The organism is Cobetia sp. Ld8, from assembly GCF_045066615.1.
GTDB lineage: Bacteria > Pseudomonadota > Gammaproteobacteria > Pseudomonadales > Halomonadaceae > Cobetia > Cobetia amphilecti.
This window is the reverse complement of record NZ_JBISHF010000006.1, coordinates 473,393-492,501: the sequence shown is the minus strand read 5'-3', so window position 1 is coordinate 492,501 and position 19,109 is coordinate 473,393. Positions and strand designations below refer to the sequence as shown.

General features: G+C 62.7%; 14 protein-coding genes. 7 read left to right on the top strand and 7 right to left on the bottom strand.

Annotated elements, in window-relative coordinates; translation table 11 throughout:
- Window positions 1-101 precede the first annotated feature (101 nt).
- Both ACJJV2_RS03785 and ACJJV2_RS03780 read right to left on the bottom strand, forming a co-directional pair.
- Window positions 102-1,397, bottom strand: coding sequence for a nuclease-related domain-containing protein (locus tag ACJJV2_RS03785; RefSeq protein WP_405278396.1), 1,296 nt, complete (start codon window positions 1,395-1,397; stop codon window positions 102-104).
- Window positions 1,398-1,526: 129 nt separating this feature from the next.
- Window positions 1,527-2,843, bottom strand: a complete 1,317-nt coding sequence (locus ACJJV2_RS03780) for a GNAT family N-acetyltransferase (protein WP_405278394.1) — start codon at window positions 2,841-2,843, stop codon at window positions 1,527-1,529.
- Between the two features lie 103 nt (window positions 2,844-2,946).
- Here ACJJV2_RS03780 and ACJJV2_RS03775 point away from each other — a divergent pair, with 103 nt between their 5' ends.
- A complete protein-coding gene (locus tag ACJJV2_RS03775) occupies window positions 2,947-3,336 on the top strand; it encodes a DUF4190 domain-containing protein (RefSeq protein ID WP_405278392.1) in 390 nt (129 codons plus the stop codon).
- 159 nt (window positions 3,337-3,495) lie between these two features.
- A complete protein-coding gene (pncB, locus tag ACJJV2_RS03770; protein ID WP_405278390.1) occupies window positions 3,496-4,668 on the top strand; it encodes a nicotinate phosphoribosyltransferase in 1,173 nt (390 codons plus the stop codon).
- A gap of 210 nt (window positions 4,669-4,878) precedes the next feature.
- Here pncB and ACJJV2_RS03765 read toward each other — a convergent pair whose 3' ends face one another.
- The 4 genes from ACJJV2_RS03765 to gap form a co-directional block, all read right to left on the bottom strand.
- Complete coding sequence (locus ACJJV2_RS03765; RefSeq protein ID WP_405278388.1) at window positions 4,879-5,745, bottom strand: dienelactone hydrolase family protein; 867 nt, start codon at window positions 5,743-5,745, stop codon at window positions 4,879-4,881.
- A gap of 95 nt (window positions 5,746-5,840) precedes the next feature.
- Entirely contained in the window at window positions 5,841-8,246 is a 2,406-nt protein-coding gene (locus ACJJV2_RS03760) for a PAS domain-containing protein (protein WP_405278386.1), read from the bottom strand.
- Between the two features lie 346 nt (window positions 8,247-8,592).
- Window positions 8,593-8,985 carry a hypothetical protein gene (locus ACJJV2_RS03755; protein WP_405278384.1) on the bottom strand — a complete coding sequence of 131 codons (393 nt, stop codon included), beginning with the start codon at window positions 8,983-8,985 and terminating at the stop codon, window positions 8,593-8,595.
- Between the two features lie 694 nt (window positions 8,986-9,679).
- Complete coding sequence (gap, locus tag ACJJV2_RS03750) at window positions 9,680-10,684, bottom strand: type I glyceraldehyde-3-phosphate dehydrogenase (RefSeq protein ID WP_043331416.1); 1,005 nt, start codon at window positions 10,682-10,684, stop codon at window positions 9,680-9,682.
- Window positions 10,685-11,049: 365 nt separating this feature from the next.
- Between gap and edd the strand changes: the two genes are divergently transcribed.
- The 5 genes from edd to ACJJV2_RS03725 all read left to right on the top strand — a co-directional run bounded on the left by edd (window position 11,050) and on the right by ACJJV2_RS03725 (window position 17,758).
- Window positions 11,050-12,900 carry a phosphogluconate dehydratase gene (edd, locus tag ACJJV2_RS03745; protein ID WP_054555569.1) on the top strand — a complete coding sequence of 617 codons (1,851 nt, stop codon included), beginning with the start codon at window positions 11,050-11,052 and terminating at the stop codon, window positions 12,898-12,900.
- A 55-nt stretch (window positions 12,901-12,955) separates the two neighbouring features.
- A complete protein-coding gene (gene glk, locus ACJJV2_RS03740) occupies window positions 12,956-13,972 on the top strand; it encodes a glucokinase (RefSeq protein ID WP_405278381.1) in 1,017 nt (338 codons plus the stop codon).
- A 37-nt stretch (window positions 13,973-14,009) separates the two neighbouring features.
- The gene (locus ACJJV2_RS03735) at window positions 14,010-14,888 is read left to right on the top strand and encodes a D-hexose-6-phosphate mutarotase (protein WP_405278379.1); all 879 of its coding nucleotides are present in this window, start codon (window positions 14,010-14,012) and stop codon (window positions 14,886-14,888) included.
- 204 nt (window positions 14,889-15,092) lie between these two features.
- Window positions 15,093-16,775 (top strand): glucose-6-phosphate isomerase, encoded by a 1,683-nt coding sequence (gene pgi, locus ACJJV2_RS03730; RefSeq protein ID WP_405278377.1) that lies wholly within the window; start codon window positions 15,093-15,095, stop codon window positions 16,773-16,775.
- Window positions 16,775-17,758 carry a carbohydrate kinase gene (locus tag ACJJV2_RS03725; RefSeq protein WP_405278375.1) on the top strand — a complete coding sequence of 328 codons (984 nt, stop codon included), beginning with the start codon at window positions 16,775-16,777 and terminating at the stop codon, window positions 17,756-17,758. Before pgi ends, ACJJV2_RS03725 begins: the two co-directional genes overlap by 1 nt.
- Window positions 17,759-18,000: 242 nt before the next feature.
- On the opposite strand, the gene ACJJV2_RS03720 is transcribed toward ACJJV2_RS03725, so the two are convergent.
- Window positions 18,001-19,041, bottom strand: a complete 1,041-nt coding sequence (locus ACJJV2_RS03720; protein WP_405278373.1) for a porin — start codon at window positions 19,039-19,041, stop codon at window positions 18,001-18,003.
- Window positions 19,042-19,109: the final 68 nt, after the last annotated feature.

Genomic DNA, 19,109 nt, shown 5'->3' with positions numbered 1-19,109 from the left:
GCTGGGCCATAGGGCTGGGAGGATAGAGGGCTAGGACAGAGGGCTGGAACAGAAGCCTGAAGCTGAAAGGCTGAACTTGAGGAGAGCGCCGTGCTGCTGTCTCACTGGCATGAGGCGTCGCGACAGCGTTTGCAGAGCAGGCGCCCGGCCAGCGCGCGTGCCTGATCTGCCTGACGACAGAAGTCGACACTCTGGGTGGAAAGCCACCGCCGACAGCCCTGGCAGCGCGGCAAGCCTTCCTCATCCTGCGACTGGGCGGAAGACGCGCCCTGCTGATTGTCGGCCGCAGCCCCCTGCTGCTCGCCTGCCGCCTGCGGGCTAGCGGGGCCTTCTCGGCCATCCTGATCCGGAGCCTGGTGCTCGGGTTGCCAATGCGCGCCCTGCAGCCCTCGGCCCCCAAAACCGCACTGCCGTTTCAGGGCAGCAGTAGATGTCACGCCACGCTGGACCGCCAGCGTCGTGTCATCCGACGCCCCCTCCATGTCATCAGACTCTGCCGCCATGGCAGCGCTATCGCCTGAAGCCCGCGCCAGTTCTTCAGGCGATAGCGGCGGTTGCCATAGATAGGCCAGCGGGGATACCTGAGTGGCAGCGTCGCCCTCCGTCGCGCGCGCGTTAGCGGCCAGGCCCAGCTCCGCCACCCAATCCGTATTGGGGGCCACATGCTGGGTCGCGATGGCGCGCCCCAGCTGGCGCAGGCGGCGCTGATCGAGGCGGTGGGTAAAACTGCGCAGCCGTGTCACGTAAGCGGTCTTGCCGCTCACCTGCAGGCACTGACGCTTGAGGCGCGCGAAGGACAGCAGCGCACGACTGTCGACGATGTCTTCCGGCGGCCGACTGACCTGAGCCGCATCGGCCACCACGATGCGATAGCGCAATTGCGGCTGCAGGGTCATCCCCAGGCGCACAGGCAACAACGAGGAGGCCTCCAGCCATTGCACGATGGCGCGGCTACGCTCAGGGATCGTCTGCAAGGGACACGGCGTCACGGCATGCGCCATGACGCCATCTTCGCCTGAGGGTGTCTCGCCGCCCTGCGCGACTCGTCCGCCATGGGCCAACAGCTCACCGAAGGGGGTGATCGAGAGCGTCAGATCAAAACAGGAGGCATCCAGCACCCAGACCTGCATGAGGCTGTTGATCAGCAGGTGATCGATCTCGATCACTCCCTCTGCCTGCGCCAGCCGCACATCATGCAGCACCACCCAATCATCCCGCGTCCCCAACAAGGCATCCAGCTGGCTTGCCAGCGCACGGCGACGCGCCTGACGGGCACGTATCGCACGCAGGGCCTCCAGCACCTTGTGGCGCTCGGGCGCGGCAAGCGCAGCATCCTGCGCCAGCACCTCGAGCACCAGCAGGTCGTATTCCCGTGAATCGCAGTCCTTGATCAGCATGGGCGCCTCTGGATTAGAGCATTCATATATAACTCAGTGTAGTGCCCTATTCGCAATCTTTCTTGCCTCTGACTCCGCGGGAGAATCCGCCAGCGGATAGCGTATTGCAGTGACGAAGTCTGAGGGTCATCACTCCTGCGCTGGCTGGGGCGCGGCCTCCCGGTAAGGCAGCATTGCCGTCACCTGCTGACGCGCCTTGCTGAGCCAACGCGCCTCCTCCTCGACAGCCTCTGCCACCGCCTCCTGAAGCCCGGGATGCATCAGCCAATGCAACGACCCGGTGGCATACGCCGCGAAACCGCGGCTGATCTTGTGCTCTCCCTGGGTGCCGGGATCGAAGCGCTTGAGCCCTCGCTGCAGGCAGAATTCGAGCCCCTGGTAATAGCAGACCTCGAAGTGCAGACAGTCGGCATGGACTTCGCTGCCCCACCAACGACCATACAGGCAATCACTGCCGATCAGACACAAGGCTGCCGCCACCGGCGCGCCCTGCTCATCACGCGCCTGCACCAGCAGCAACCGCTCGGGCATGCTGCGCCTGAGCTGCTGGAAGAAATCGAGCGGCAGATAAGGGCGCTGGCCGCGCTCGAGATAGGTCATGCAGTAGCAACGGTAGAAGGCCTCGATGTCATCAGGGCCAATCTGCGCCCCCTCGAGCCTGGCCAGCGTGAAGCCTTGCTCGGCAACCTTGCGCCGCTCGCGGCGGATCTCCTTGCGCCGTTTGGAGCGCAGACTCTCAAGCCAGGTGGCAAAGTCCGGCTCGCCGCGTGACTGCCAGTGATATTGCATCCCGGGACGCGAAATCAGCTCCGGAATCGCCGCCTGCCAGTCTTGCCGCTCCTCTGCCGAGGCAAACAGCAGATGAAACCCGCTGTGCTCATAACGACGCAGCGCGCTACCCGGCTCAGCCGCGGGTGCAATGCCGGCCTTGAGATGAGGCCACAACCACTCAAGCAAGGCACGTCGGGCTGCGGGCGACGTCAACTGCGGCGAGGTGACAAGGCGTGGGCCATCGCTGGGAGTGAACGGCACGGCAGTCAACTGCTTGGGATAATAGCGCCCACCGGCCTGCTCCAGGGCCTCCGCCCATTGCTGGTCGAACACATATTCGCCACGCGAGTGCAGCTTGAGATAGCGCAGCAGCCCCGCCAGCAAGCGGCCGTCGGCGTCTCGCACTACCAGATGGGCAGGATGCCAACCACTGGCGGCGCTGGCCGCACCACAGCTTTCCAGCGCGCTCAGATAGGCATGCTGCAGGAAGGGATAGTCATCGCCTGCCAGCGCATTCCATTCACTGGCGGTGAGGGCGTCGAGGGAATCCAGCACCTCCAGGCGCCAGCCCTGCTTCTGTGCGGCATCTGCGGCGCTCGCAGCCTGCTGCTGGCCTGTTGCCGACCCTGTCGCCGCCTGAGCCGCCTCATCCTCTGCCTGCCATTGCCCTGTCACCGTACTCTCCTCATAGTCTTGCCATGCCCACCGCTGGTGCAGACATGCCGCACATCCCAGGACATGCTAGTGTGTCGTCATGATGCAGGACAACGAGACCCACATGACAGAGACTCCCACGCCGCCGGACGACACGTCCACGAGCGGCTCACAGACCCAGGGGCGCGCTCAAGAGTCCTCGCAAGGGCCCTCTCATGGGCCTTATGCGCCGACCCCGCCCGCGCAGGACACCCATGCCAGCACGAATCTCATGGCAGTGGCCGCCTTTGCCCTGAGCGTGCTCGGCTGCCTGCTCGCGCCTGCGGCACTCGGCGGCGTCGTGTGTGGCCATATTGCGCGCAGCCAGATCCGCCGCAGTGGTGAAGCCGGTGACAGCTGGGCCCTGGCCGGACTGATTCTCGGCTACCTGCTGATCGCCCTGTCGCTGGCCGGCCTGCTGATGTTCGGCGGCATGATGTTGACCATGTTCGGCATCATGGCCTTCAGCACCTGACCAGCGCCTGGGCACTCCGGCTTGAACGTGCAGCGCGCCTGCACGGATAATGCGTCGACATTGCTTCCCCGTGCCAGCGGGGCATGCCTGCCTCTCGCAGCGCCTGCCCTGCCAGCGATTCCGGTTCCCCCGAGCCGCCTTGATACTGAGCGAGCCTCGATGTTGTACTCGATTCTCGATAATGATTTCTACAAGTTCACCATGCAGAACGCCGTGGTGAAACTGTTTCCGTATGCGCGTGCTCGCTACGCCTTCATCAACCGTGGCGAGCATTCGTTCCCGCCGGGGTTCGGCGAGGCCTTGCGCATCGCGGTAGACAACATGGCCGAACTGGCATTGAGCGTGGAAGAGAAATCCTTCCTCGAGCTTCACTGCCCCTTCCTGGACCCGACCTACCGCGACTTCCTGGCGGGCTTCCGCTTCGATCCCTCCGAAATCACCATCACCCAGACCGGTGATGAGCTGGAGGTGCAGATCGAAGGCTACTGGTATCGCACCATCCTGTGGGAAGTCCCGCTGATGGCGATGATCAGCGAGCTCTGGTATCAACTGGGCGGAGATCAACGCGACAGCGATCAGGCCCTGCGCGACAGCACCCTGGCCAAGATCGAGCACTACAAGCGTCTAGGCATCCGCGTGGCGGAATTCGGCACTCGTCGTCGGCACTCCTACGATGTGCACGACAAGGTGGTCGCGGGACTCAAGGACCACGGCCGAGGCTGCTTCATCGGCACCAGCAACGTGCACATGGCGCAGCGCCATGGCATCAAGCCGATCGGCACGCACGCCCATGAGTGGTTCATGTTTCATGCCGCGCGCTTCGGCTTCAAGATGGCCAACATCCTGGCGCTGGAGAACTGGGTCAAGGTCTATCGCGGCGACCTGGGGATCGCCCTGTCTGACACCTTCACCAGTCAGGCCTTCTTCAAGAGCTTCGACAAGAAGTTCGCCAAGCTGTTTGACGGCGTGCGCCACGACAGTGGTGACCCCATCGACTTCGCCGAGACCACCATCCGCCACTATGAGTCACTGGGGATCGACCCCAAGACCAAGACCATCGTGTTCTCCGATGGCCTGGACACCGACAAGGTCGATCGCATCGTGCGCTATTGTGCCGGGCGTATCGGCATGTCATTCGGCATCGGCACCAACTTCACCAATGATGTCGGCCCGCAACCGATGAACATGGTGATCAAGATGACCGAAGCCCGCCCCGAAGGTCAGGAGTGGGTGCCGGTGATCAAGCTGTCGGACGTCTCGAGCAAACACACCGGCGACCCCGACATGATTCGTCTGGCGCACCAGGTGCTGTCGCTCAAGGAACTGGATTGAAGCGTGCGCTCAGCGATCGCTGAACGCCTTGCCATGGCCTCCTGCCAGAGACCTTGAAACAGGCTCATGAAATAGCTTCTAGAACTCCCCCCATGAAAAAGCCCGCCCGGAAACTCCCCGGGCGGGCTTTTTCATGTCGATCACCTTCAGCACCGGTGACGACGGCTCAGGTCTCGACGTCTCAGGTCTTGCAGCTCAGGCCTTGACGCCTCAGGTCTTGACGGACTTCTTCGGTGTCTTGAAGACCTCATTGAAGAGGTTGAGCATGACCTGCCAGGAAGCCGAATCCGCGGCCGCGTCATAGCCCAGCGGCAGATCGTACTTGGCCGCCTTGGCATCCGATTCCGGATTGGTGAAGGCGTGCTTGGCACCCGGATACTGGATCAACGTGGTGCGCGTCTCGAGTGACTGGAAGGTCGCGACCAGCTTGTCGAGATCTTCCTGCGGCACCAGCGTATCTGCCGCGCCATTCTGGATCACGACCCGGCCGGCAAACGGCTCGGGCTCCGTCACGGCAATCGACGGGCTGCCATGGAAGCTGACGACCGCCTTGAGCGGCGCTCCGGTCAGCGCCATGTTGAGCACCACGGCACCGCCGAAGCAGTAGCCGATCGCCGCCATGCGCTCGCCATCGACTTCCGGGCGTGAGCGCAGCACCGCCAGCGCCGAATTGAAGCTGGATTCGGCCTTCGGCCAGTCACTCATCACCGCAGAGGAGAAGGCACCGGCTTCCTTGGGGTGCTCGGCCGTGCGCCCACCGCCATACATGTCGACGGCCATGACCACGTAGCCAAGCCCTGCCAATTGTTCGGCGCGCTTGCGGGCGTAGCTGTTCAAGCCCCACCACTCATGCACCAGCAGGATACCGGGTCGACGCCCCTGCGCCTTGGCATCGCGTGCGATCAGGCCTATATGCTCCTCACCATTGGCCCGATAGGTCACCGTCTCCGTCACCACCTGCGGCCCCTCGAGACGATTGACCAGCGGTGCATCCTCGGCGGCCATGGCCTGTCCGGCGGAAAATACCGACTGTGCAAACAACAGGGTGCCAGCGCACCAGCCACGTAACATTCGCATCGCCTACTCCTTGTATGACGTGATCCACTTGCATGACGCGATCCACAACCCGAGACACCGGCTGCAGGTGTGCCCGATTGATCACCGGTATTGGCTCAATTGTCCTCGCTCAAGGACTGCGATGCCAGCACCACCCGATCGCGACCGCTGCGCTTGGCACTGTAGAGCGCCATATCGGCACGGTGCAGGTAGCCATCCCGGGTCTCCCCCGGCAGCGGTGTCGCCACTCCCATGCTGATGGTGCAGCGCAATGTCAGCGACTTGAACCGCACCTCCAGCGCCGCGATCTGCTGTCGCAGGCGCTCGGCCATTCCGACACCGGTGGCGGTACCGGCATCGGTGAGCAGGACGGCAAACTCCTCGCCGCCCAGACGCGCAAAGCAGTCATCGCGACGCAGCTGGGCACGACACGCCTCGCCAAGACTGATCAGCACCTGATCGCCCGCCGCATGGCCGTGAGTATCATTGACGCGCTTGAAGTGGTCGATATCAAACAGGATCAACGCCATCTGCTCCCGCGATGACGAGCTCAGCAGGGTGTCGAGCGTGTCGAGGAAGCTGGCCCGGGTCATGGCGCCGGTCATGGCGTCCGTCATCGCCTCATGCTCGCGACGCTGTTCGACCAGCTTGCGCTCATGAATGTTGCGTGACACCGACAGCACGCGCTGATAACGCCCGGTGGCGGGGTCCATCGAGGGCGTCGAGATCGACTCGAACCACAGCGTATGTCCGGCCTTGTGTTGAATCCTGAAGTCGATTCGAAATACCTCGCCGAGACAGGCGGCACGATGGACCTCCTGCGCGATGCGCAGCATGTCATCGGGATGGATCAGCTGCTTGATCTCCTGGCCGATGATCTCCTGCGGGCGATAGCCGCAGAGCTTTTCCACCGAGGGGCTGATGTACTGACAGATGCCGTGGGAGTCCTCGATGCTGACCAGATCGCTGACGGAGTTGAGGATGAAGCGATAGCGCTCCTCGCTCTGGCGCAGCTCATCCTCGATACGGTATCGAGCGGTGGCATCGTCACAATAGCCATTCCAGATCACACCGCCCTCGGGGGAGTCGATCACCTGCGGCAGCCCGACACACGCCAGCCTGCGCTCCTGACCATCCGGATGCTGATAGCGTATCTCCGCCTCCCAGGGCGATTGCTGCCGGGCACTGGTCTGCAGTGACATGAGCAGCTGCTCACGCCCGCGACCCGCGATGCGTGCCAGCAGCAGCATGGGGTCGTCGATGACGGCCTGCGGGTCGAGCCCCAGCACTTGCGAGGCGACCGGCGAGAGGTAGGTATAACGCAGCTCGCCCTCCTGGCTCAGGCGACACTGGAAGACGACGCCACGCATCTGCTGGACAAGGTTGTCCAATTGGCGCCGATGCGCTTCGCGCTGGGTGACATCACTGAGCTTGCCGAGCACGGCAGTGACCTTCCCCTCAGGGGAGTAACTCAGCTGCATGTCATCCTGGAGATAGCGCTTGCGCCCATCCACATGCACGAAGGCGTAACACAGACTCAGACGACTATGGCGCTCCTGCACGGCCTCATCAAAGCGCTGCTGACAGATGGTCAGCTCATCCGGCACCAATCGGGCCTGCCAGAGGCCCGGGCTTGCCATCAGCAGGTCATGCGAGAGCCCGGTGAGCGCCTCGCTGCCTGCCGACAGATACTCCAATTCCTCTGGCGGCCATTCACCAGCGGTCGCGTAGTGCGCGCCGGGTGTCTCATCCACCCGCCGCGCCAGACGCTGCTGTTGATCGATCACATGCTCGAGGCGTTGATGTACCTGGGTGATATCGCGCGCCATCACGGCCACCTGACGCCCCTCGTCGGCGAGCGAGCGTCCCAGACTGACCATCTGCACGGACAACCTGGATTCCCCCCGCGGCAGCGACAGACTGATATCGCATTGCCAGGGTTCGGCTCTCTCCAGGCTACGCAGAACATGAGGGAGGTAGAGGCGCTCAAGCGAGAGGCGGGAATGCGCACAGGCCGCATCGTGATAGAGGTGCCAGGCCGGGTTGGCATGACTGATCACCAGGCTTTCATCCTTGAGCAGCAGGATCGCCATCGGGTCACGGCTGCGCACCATCATCAGACGATAGGCACGCGCCAACTGCTGCTCCTGCTCATTGGCCTTGTCACGCTGCGTGATATCCGTCACTCGTCCACACAGCGGATGCCCCACGCCGGAACTCCACAGACATTCCTCGAGCAACAACAGCTGCCCGCTGCGGTCGCGCATGCGATACGTCGTACGCTCGACCCGCCCCAGCGAGGCGCGAAAGTCACTCAATCGCTGCCGGTCGGCGGTGATCACCAGCGAAAGCCAGAGCTCCGGCTGCTTGAGAAAATCCCGCACCGTATACCCCAGCAGGCGTTCCGCCGCTGCATTCATGGCAATCAGGCGCTGACCATCAGCACTGAGCGTGAACAACACATCTGCCACGACAGCATAATGATGCTGCAGCAAACGACTATCCGCGAATGATTCAGGCAACGTGAAACCCCTTCTCTGTCATGCGGTTTGCTCAAGAATGCCCTATCCATGGCGCTGGCAGCCAGCAGCACCCCCAACGCTTGGTTGCGCGAAGATCCGGGCAGATGACGGCATATGAACGATTGCAACCTTTGCCTTTGCGTCTGACTATCTCCCTTATCGGCAGCGGACGCGCAATGTTGTGGGCGAATATCACGCAAGCGGCGCCGAAGGGAAAACCTCATGGATGCAAAAAGCCCGAAGCATAAGCTTCGGGCTTTTTGGGGATTCACCTTGATCAGACCTGGCCTTGATCAGAACTGTTCTTGAACAGAGCTTGCCTTGATCAGAGCTGGCCTGGAAAGATCTAGCCTTGCGCGGAACGCGGCATGGCATCGTCGATGAGCTCGGAGGACGGGGCATCAGGTGCGCCGCTGCGGCCGTCGTTGCTCTCGCCAGTCGGTTGGGCACTAGTGCGCGGGGCCTTGCGCTTGTGACGCCGCGACTGCCTGCTGTCCTTGTCCTGCTGGGCGGAAGGCGCCTTGACCGGCAGGCGCGCCCGCAGGTGCTCGAGCAACGCGCGAAAATCATCCGGCTCCATGCCGATGCGCTCCGCTGCGGCACTTTCCTGCCATAGCACATAGATCGCCGGCTGCTCACGCCCCAGGTCCATACCCACGACCTTGCCCTCGCGCTGGGTACGCGGGTCGCGCAAGGTAGCACCGATCAATTCATGAGCTTCGCGGATGGCATCGTGCATCTGAGACAGCCTGCTGTGGAAGTCGAGATAACTGCCGGAGAGTGTGCGGCAGTGTGGCAATACCTTCCCTGAATTGCGCACAACAATGGATCACTCGCAGGCCATAGGGCCGCCTGCATGATTTGACGTTGTCATGACCTGGCTCACCGATAGACGCAAGGCCAACAGGTGCGAAGTGTAACACACCGCCACAGTTTCGCTAATTTCACTCGACCGTGATTTACGATGACGACATGTTGACCACCTTTCTCGACGTATCAGCGCACGTTTCACACCACCTGACCCAACTCTGTCGCGATCGTGCTCAGAAAAGTTGCCATAAGGTCACGCCATTGACGCAAGACAACGACACTTTGCGCCCTGGAGCACCTCCCGCACTTTCGTGGTGCGCAAAAAAACCTCTCCCATTGGGAGAGGTTCAAAAATGGATGACGCGATGTCATTCCGAGCAGCATCGAAGCCGGTCTTGGCGCCAACCCTGACCGACCACCGATTCAAAGGGGACGAATGGCATTGCCTTGTCCGTGGAGCCTGAGCGCGACGCGAGAATCCTCGGGCCACTCGTCCTCACCTGTTAGGAGCCTGCCCTCCTGTCTTGCCGACAGGCTGACAGGCCCCCGAATTCTTGCTGTCCCGCGCGGCCTTGTCGGTTGATCAATGAGGGATCAAAGGCCGTGCGGGACTCACCAAGTGCTTACTTGGCGGCTTGCATTGCCAGCGCAGTGTCGAGCATACGGTTGGAGAAGCCCCACTCGTTGTCGTACCACGCCATGACCTTGACCAGGCGATCTTCGCTGACGCGAGTGTGATTGCTGTCGAAGGTAGAAGAATGTGCATCGTGATTGAAGTCGATGGACACCAGCGGCAGCTCGTTGACGGCCAGCACGCTGGAGCCTTCAGCGGCCTTGGCCACGATGGCGTTGATCTCTTCGATGGAGGTATCACGCGACGCGGTGAAGGTCAGATCGACCAGCGACACGTTGATGACCGGCACGCGGATCGCCAGACCATCCAGCTTGCCATTCAGTTCCGGCAGCACCAGACCCACCGCCGCGGCGGCACCGGTCTTGGTCGGGATCATGGAATGGGTCGCGCTGCGGGCACGGTACGGGTCGGAGTGGTAGACATCCGACAGGTTCTGATCGTTGGTGTAGGCGTGAATGGTGGTCATCAGGCCGTTCTCGATGCCGACTTCATCATTCAGCGCCTTGGCGACCGGCGCCAGGCAGTTGGTGGTGCAGGATGCGTTGGAGACGACCTGGTGCTCGGCCTTCAGCACATCTTCATTGACGCCGAAGACGACGGTCGCATCGGCATCGCCGCTCGGCGCGGAAATCAGCACACGCTTGGCGCCGGCTTCGATGTGCTTGGCAGCGGCAGCACGCTTGGTGAACAGACCGGTGCATTCCATCACCAGGTCGATGTCCAGGCTGGACCACGGCAGCTGGGCCGGGTCACGCTCGGCCAGGATGCGGATCTTGTCGTCACCGACGAACAGGTTCTCTTCGTCGTGCGAGACGGTCTCGGCGAAACGGCCGTGGACGGTATCGCGGCTCAGCAGGTGAGCGTTGAGCTTCGGATCACCCAGATCATTGATGGCGACGACCTGGATACGATCGTTGTACTGACCTTCATACAGCGCACGCAGCACGTTGCGACCGATGCGACCAAAACCATTGATGGCGACGCGTAATGTCATGACTCAACTCCTGTGGCGTATGGCGGGTGCAGGACCAGACCTGATCCAGGAACGAAAGCCTGCAATGCGTTCCGTGAAATTATCCTACACGCTTTTCCCATAATTTGGCCGAAAGTCGTCCAGTCTTCAAGCAGTTTTTTTGTTAAATTTACCGAATATTCCGAACAAAACCGTTTCTCGAGCGCCATGACGCGCTACTGTAGGCTACCCCGGTAACCGAACGATGCGACACGAGTGAGGACAGAGGCTTTACACCGCCATCACCACTGGATAGCGTCGCCGGATAGCAGCACGCCCACACAGCGGGAAACGCTTTCTTTCGCCAGCCTCGGCGCCCTGCGCCGCCTGATACATGAGGTAAGAGCATGTCAGTCAACCAGACCGTAGAGCACGTGACCCAGCGCATCATCGACCGCTCCCGCGAACGCCGCGCCGCCTATGAGCAGTTGATGGAAAGCCAGCAGCGCCGCGGTGTACACCGCTCCGAGCTCTCCTGTGGCAACCTGGCGCACGGCTTTGCCGCCTGTGGCGAGACCGACAAGAATCGTCTCAAGCTGATGAACTCGGCCAACCTGGGCATTATTTCGTCATATAACGACATGTTGTCTGCCCACCAGCCGTTCGAGGACTATCCGCGCATCATCAAGGAAGCCGTCCAGGCGATGGGCTCCACCGCCCAGTTCGCCGGCGGCGTGCCCGCGATGTGCGATGGCGTGACCCAGGGTCAGCCGGGCATGGAGCTGTCGCTGTTCTCGCGCGACCTGATCGCCATGGCCGCTGCTGTCGGCCTGTCGCACAACATGTTCGATGGCGCCCTGTTCCTCGGCGTGTGCGACAAGATCGTCCCGGGCCTGTTCATCGCCGCCGCACGCTTCGGCCACCTGCCGACGCTGTTCGTCCCGGCAGGCCCGATGCCCTCCGGCCTGCCCAACAACGAGAAGGCGCGTGTCCGTCAGTTGTTCGCCGAAGGCAAGGTCGGCCGCGATGCGCTGCTGGAAGCCGAGTCCGCGTCCTACCACAGCCCGGGCACCTGCACCTTCTATGGCACCGCCAACTCCAACCAGCTGATGGTCGAGCTGATGGGCCTGCACCTGCCGGGCGCGTCCTTCGTCAATCCGGGCACGCCGCTGCGCGAAGCCCTGACGCGTCACGCCGCCGAGCAGACCATCCGCAACAGTGAAGTCGGCGGCGACTACCGTCCCTTCTATCGCCAGATCGATGCCCGCGCCATCGTCAATGCCATGGTCGGCCTGCTGGCTTCCGGCGGCTCCACCAACCACACCCTGCACCTGGTCGCGATGGCCGGTGCAGCGGGCGTGACCATCACCTGGGATGATTTCACCGAGCTTTCCGCGGTGGTGCCGAGCCTGACGCGCATCTACCCGAACGGCCAGGCCGACATCAATCACTTCCAGGCGGCCGGCGGCATGAGCTTCCTGATCCGTGAACTGCTCAAGGCGGGTCTGCTTCACGACATCCCCACCCAGGACGGCGGCACCCTGGCCGGCTATGTCCGCGAGCCCTTCCTCGAGAACGGCAAGCTGGTCTGGAAGGACGGCCCCACCGACAGCCTCGACGAAGATGTACTGCGTCCGGTGGCCAACCCGTTCGCCCCGACAGGCGGCCTGACCGTACTGGACGGCAACCTCGGCCGCGGCGTGATCAAGGTCTCTGCCGTCAAGGAAGAGCATCGTCTCGTCGAGGCACCGGTGAAGCTGTTTAGCGACCAGGATGAGATGAAGGCCGCCTTCGAAGCCGGTGAGCTGGAGCAGGACATGGTCGCCGTGGTGCGCTACCAGGGTCCGCGTGCCAACGGCATGCCGGAACTGCACAAGCTGACGCCCTACCTCGGCATCCTGCAGGACCGCGGCTTCAAGGTCGCACTGGTGACGGATGGCCGCATGTCTGGCGCCTCGGGCAAGGTCCCGGCCGCCATTCACATGACGCCGGAAGCACTCGACGGCGGTCCGCTGGCACGCCTGCGCGAAGGCGACGTGGTCCGCCTGGATGCCAATGCCGGCACCCTCACGGCGCTGGTCGATGAAGCCGAATGGGCCGAGCGCGAGGCCGAGACCATCACTCGCGACAGCTATCATCACGGCCTTGGCCGCGAGCTGTTCTCCGGCATGCGTTCACTGGTCGGCGGTGCCGAGGAAGGCGCCTCCAGCTTTGCAGGCTACGGCGACCTGCCGGGCAGCGGCCACGACCTGATGTGATGGGCGCACCCTGTCACTCTCCTGAGGCACTGACGCAAAGGAAGGATGCCAGACGATGACCCGCGACACCTCCCATCGCCTTGCTCTGGTAGGCGATATCGGTGGCACCAATGCCCGGCTGGCACTTGTCCAGCCGGGCAGCCACACCCTGCAGCACATCCAGACGCTCGCCTGCGCCGAGCATGCCGGGCTTGAGGAGGCCATCCTGGCCTACTATCGGATGCTGGGCCTGTCAGAGGCCGAGCAACCCGTCGAGGCCTGCCTGGCCTTCGCCTGCCCCGTGCATGATGAACGCGTCAGCATGACCAACAATCACTGGACGTTTCTCAAGCGCGAGGTGCGCGAATCATTGAGGCTTGAGCGCTTCAAGTGCCTCAATGATTTCACCGCCATGGCGCTGGGCGTGCCACACATCGAGGCCAGCGAACGCCTGGCCATCGGTGAGGAGCTCACCGAAGGTAGTGGCGATGCGGCCTCGCCACGCCTGGTGATCGGCCCCGGCACCGGCCTGGGTGTCGCGGGACTGGTGCGCGGCACGCACAACTGGATTCCGCTCGCGACCGAAGGGGGGCATGCAAGCTTCGCCCCCACCGACGAGATCGAGGATGGCCTGCTCGGCATCTTCCGCCGTCGCCATGGTCGCGTCTCGGTGGAGCGCCTGCTGTGTGGCCAGGGCATGCTCGAGATCTATCAGGCGCTGGGCGAGCTGCGTCAGCAGGAATCACCGCTGGCAAGCGCCGCTGACGTCAGCCAGGCAGCGCATGAGCACCTGCATCACGATGAACCGCAGAATGCTCTCGCCTTTGATGCCGTGATGCGCTTCATGAAGATTCTTGGCGCGGTCGCCGGCGATGCAGCACTCACGCTGGGGGCGCGTGGCGGGGTCTATCTGTGCGGTGGCGTGCTGCCGCGCAACCTGGATCTGCTGATGCGCAGCGATTTCCGCCACGCCTTCACCGACAAGAATCGTCTGAGCCGTTACAATGCCGCGATACCCACCTGGGTGGTGACCGCGCCGTGGACCGGCCTGCTGGGCGCCGCCGAGGCTCTGCACAATGAAGAGGTGGCATGATGCACCGCCACCTCCTGAACCATCGAGGTAGCTCGAGATGATCCCCGAAAGTCTGCGCGCACTGATCGCCGACACCGCTGACCAACGCACTGTCGAATGGCAGGGCCGCTCGCTGTTGATCCTCAACCAGGAGTGGGGCGAGCTGGTGGTCTGCCACCAGGGGGCTCAGGTGCTGCACTATCAGCCGACGGGCGACTCTCCCTGGCTGTGGGTGACGGAAACGCCCGCCGCCCTGCCGGGCAGCATTCGTGGCGGCATTCCGCTGTGCTGGCCCTGGTTCGCGGATGAATTCCCCGAGGGCGAAAGCGAACTGCACGGCCCCGCTCGCAAGGCCGACTGGCGCATCGATGCGGTGGACGAGGAAGAGGAAGGCGTCGAGATCCATGCCTCACCGGTCTCAGCGCTGCATGCCGCCCTCTCTCCGCGCGTGGTGATCTTTGCCAGCCGCCGCTTCCTCAAGGTCGAGCTGATCACGGAAAACCGTGGCGAGGCCCCGATCAAGATGACCGGCGCGCTGCATACCTACTTCGCAGTGGCGAATGCCTTCGAGTGTCGCGTCACCGGTCTGGCCGGCGCCAGCTACCTGGACAAGCGCCAGGACTTCTCGCGCTTCGACCAGCAGGGCGAACTGGGCGTGCGCGGCCCGCTGGACCGCATCTACCAGACCAGCCAGATTCAGGTGCTCGAAGACGGCAAGCGTCAGCTGCGCATCGCCAAGCAGGGCTCTGACTCCACGGTGGTCTGGCATCCCGGGGACGCGCCGCCGGCCGACACCAGCGTCGAGAATGCGCGCAGCTTCCTGTGTGTCGAGACCGCCTGCACGCGCCTCGACCCGGTCTGGCTGCCGCCGGGCGCTCAGCATCTGCTGGCTCAGCACATCTCACCGCTGAGCGGTGATGAGGCAAGCGGCGAGTGAATGACAGCCGGCCACGCGGCTCACGGCGTGGCCGGCCCCTTGCGCACCTTGTCGACCAACCGAGAGCGCCAAGCGCCTGAATCGTGTCATCGACACGACTCCCGGCTGACAGTGACTTTCGCCTCGCCTGCAAGCGTGCGTCGGGCCGCCACAGAATGCGACCCGCCCCGATGAACTTCAACAACCCATACGATGGACACTTCCATGCTGCAATTGACCCGTAGTGTTTCCTGGCAGGCGCTGACCCGGCTGGGCGAGGTGACCCGCAACGACCGCATCCGCGATTACTTCGCGGCGGATCCCAAGCGCTTCGAGAAGATGAGCCTGCGCGTCGGCGGCCTGTTTCTCGACTACTCCAAGCACCACATCTCCGATGAGGTGATGGAGGCGCTGGTCGAACTGGCTGAGCACTCTGCACTCGTTCAACGTCGCGCGCAGATGTTCTCCGGCGACATCATCAACGTCACCGAGAATCGCCCGGTGCTGCACACCGCACTGCGCAGCCAGACCAACACGCCGGTCATCGTCGATGGCAAGGACGTGATGCCGGAAATCCACAAGACGCGCGAGCAGATCCGCGCCTTCTCGGAAGCCGTGCGCAGCGGTGAGTGGAAAGGCTTCGACGGCCAGCGGATTCGCGACGTGGTCAACATCGGCATCGGCGGCTCCGATCTGGGCCCCAACATGGCCTGCCGTGCGCTGCTCAAGCATCGCCACCCGGAAATCAATTTCCACTTCGTCTCCAACGTCGATGGCAACCACATCCAGAAGGTGCTCAAGCGCCTGGATCCGGCCACCACGCTGTTCATCGTCTCCACCAAGACCTTCTCCACCCAGGAAACCCTGCTCAACGCCAAGACGGCGCGCCGCTGGTTCCTGGAGCACGCCGGTCAGGATGCCGACGTCGGTGCCCACTTCGTCGCGGCTTCCACCAACCGCAAGGCGGCCAAGGAATTCGGCATTCGCGAAGAGAACGTCTTCGAATTCTGGGCCTGGGTTGGCGGTCGCTACTCCATGTGGTCTTCCATCGGCCTGCCCATCGCCCTGTCCATCGGCTATGAAGGCTTCATGGAGCTGCTGGAAGGCGCCCATGAGATGGACCAGCACTTCATCAATGCGCCGATGGCCGAGAACATGCCGGTCCTGATGGCGCTGATCGGCATCTGGTACATCAACTTCATGGGTGCCGAGACCCAGGCCATCGTGCCTTACGACCAGGCCCTGCATCAGCTGCCCGCCTTCCTGCAGCAGCTGGATATGGAATCCAACGGCAAGTCGGTCGACATCTTCGGCCGTCCGGTGGACTACAAGACCGGCCCGATCGTCTGGGGCGAGACCGGCTCCAACGGTCAGCATGCCTTCTTCCAGCTGCTGCACCAGGGCACGCGCTACGTGCCCATCGACTTCATCGCCTCGCTGAAGCCGGAGCCGGGTACCGAAGAGCACCACTTCGCACTGATCACCAACATGCTGGCGCAGGCCAACGCCTTCATGGAAGGCAGCCAGGATGGCAGCAACCTCGATCCGCACTACAATTGCCCGGGCAACCGCCCGTCGAGCACCCTGCTGCTGGATGAGATGACACCGCGCAATCTCGGCGCACTGATCGCCCTCTACGAGCACAAGGTCTTCGTGCAAGGCGTGATCTGGAACATCAACTCCTTCGACCAGTGGGGCGTGCAGCTCGGCAAGCGCATCGCCGGGGAAATCAGCGCGCGTATCGATACCGACGTGAAGGCCTTCGATCCGTCCACCCAGGGCCTGCTGGCACTGGTCCGCGAGCACTTCCCTGCCGGTGGCGTCACCCAGACGGATGACAGCAACGACAAGCCGGACAAGAAAGCCAAAGGCTCCACGACGACCACTCGCAAGGAAACCTCCTCCTGATGACTCCGGTAATCGCGTTCGGCGAAGCGCTCGTCGACATGCTCTCCAACAAGCTCGGCGGCCAGGCCGTCGAGCAGGAAACCTTCACGCCCTACGCGGGCGGCGCACCGGCCAATGTCGCGGTGGCCTGTGCCCGTCTCGGCCTGCCGAGCCACTTCGTCGGCATGCTGGGTCAGGACAGCTTCGGTGACTTCCTGCACGACGAACTGAGCGCTCATGGCGTGCAGATGGAACACGTCAAGCGCACCAGCCATGCGCGCACCGCGCTCGCCTTCGTGTCTCGCGATGAAGAGGGTGAACGCCGCTTCGACTTCTATCGTCCGCCGGCCGCCGACCTGCTGTTCCGTCCGGAGCACGCCGGGCCTGAGCTGTTCGCGACACCCGCCATCTTCCACCTGTGCAGCAACAGCCTGACCGACGCCGGCATCGCGGACACCAGCTTCGTGCTGGCGTCACGCGCACGTGCTGCAGGCTCTCTGGTCAGCGTGGATGCCAATCTGCGTCACAACCTGTGGCCGAACCAGCAGGTCGATGTGACCCTGGTCACGCGTCTGCTGGACAACGCCGACATCCTCAAGCTGTCCCAGGAAGAGGTCGAGGCCCTGACCGGCAGTCAGCCGCAGACCGACTGGCTCGAAGCGCGCCTGAAGGCCGGTGTGCGCCTGATCGTGCTCACCGATGGCCCGGGCGTGATCCGTGCCCTGGTGCGCAAGCAGAGCGGCGACATCGAGACCGTCAGCATCACGCCGCCCACCGTCAAGGCGGTCGATACCACCGCCGGTGGCGACGCCTTCATCGGGGGCTTCCTGTCAGCCCTCAGCGAAGCCGGCATCAATGCCGACAACCTGAGCGACTGGTGCGAAGACGAGAGTCATCTCAACGTCGCACTGGAGCGTGCTGCGGCCTGCGGTGCCTTCGCCGTGACTCGCCCGGGTGCCTATGCTGCACTGCCCAAGCGTGAAGACCTCGACGCCATGAAATGATGGCCGGATAATTGCGCTGACCGGTTATCCACCAGCGCTATCATTTCCCAGAGAGGCGCATGATAAAAGCCCCTTTGATCACCAGATCAAAGGGGCTTTTTCGTGACCATGACGCTCATGCTTGCGCATTGGCTCCCCCCCCTTCATCGGACAGGAAGCCAGTCATCACGGAAGAGACAGACGTAAAAAAGCCGGCCCCGAGGGGCCGGCTTTCGTTAGCTTGCTAGACGATTGAAGACGTCTTAGAAGCCGTAGTAGATGCCGACTGCAGCGCCGTCACCAGCATCGCCAGAACGATCCAGCTGACGATACTCGACATAGGTGTACATCGCAGAAGAGATGTTGTAAGTCACACCCAGGTTGAATTCGTTGAAGCTGTCGTCGCCGCCGTTGTCGGCAGCCAGATCAGATCCATCGTCTGCATCGACATACTGGTAGCCGCCGTAGACGTCGCCCATGCCGTAGCCGTAACGCGCGCCGATACCGAAGTAATCGACATCAGCGTTGTCAGCTTCAGCAGCGAAACGCTCGGCTTTCACAGCAACGCGCAGGGCATCGACGGTGTACTGACCGGTGATACCGTACTGGTCACCGATGTCGCTGCCATTGGTGGCTTCGAACTGGTCCAGGTTGTCATACACGGCGGCGAGGGAGAATCCGCCGACGGTGTACTTGGCACCAGCGAAGAAGGACGCCTGGTTGGAATCGGTAACGTTCTCGTCTTCACCATCGCCTTCGAAGTTGGAGCCGACAGCGAACTGCATACCGCCCATGACCGGAGACATGTACTGCAGCTTGTTGCCTTCACGAGTCTGGGCAGAAGTATCAGTCCCATCGGAGATGTTGCTGCTGGAGTCAGTCAGATCGAAGTATTCGTTGTTGGAGATCGGATCCTGGATCCAGTCATCCATCAGCTGATCCCAGGAACCGATACGCGCGTCACCGAAGGAGCCCTTGGCACCGACGTAGGACTGGTCGCCGCCGTTAAGGCCGTTGCTGCCACCCTTGGATTCGTCAGCGTCGTATTCCCACTCAGCCTTGAAGTAACCGACGATATCGTCGTTGATCTTGTGTTCGCCCTTGGCACCGAAGGTAGAACCGTTGTCACCCAGTTCGCTTTCCGGATCACCGCCGAGCTGGTCGACATAACCATATGCCAGCTGAACGTTACCGTAGATGTCCAGCTTGGTACCGTCCTGGTTGTAGACAGTAGCAGCGGAAGCAGAAGTAGCAGCCAGGGCAGCAGCGCCGGCGATGGCAGTAGCCAGAAGTGTCTTTTTCATCGCGATAGTTCCTTAACTAGCGTTAACTGTTCGATCGTGTCTGCCGGTGGCAGTGACCAAGGTTCCGG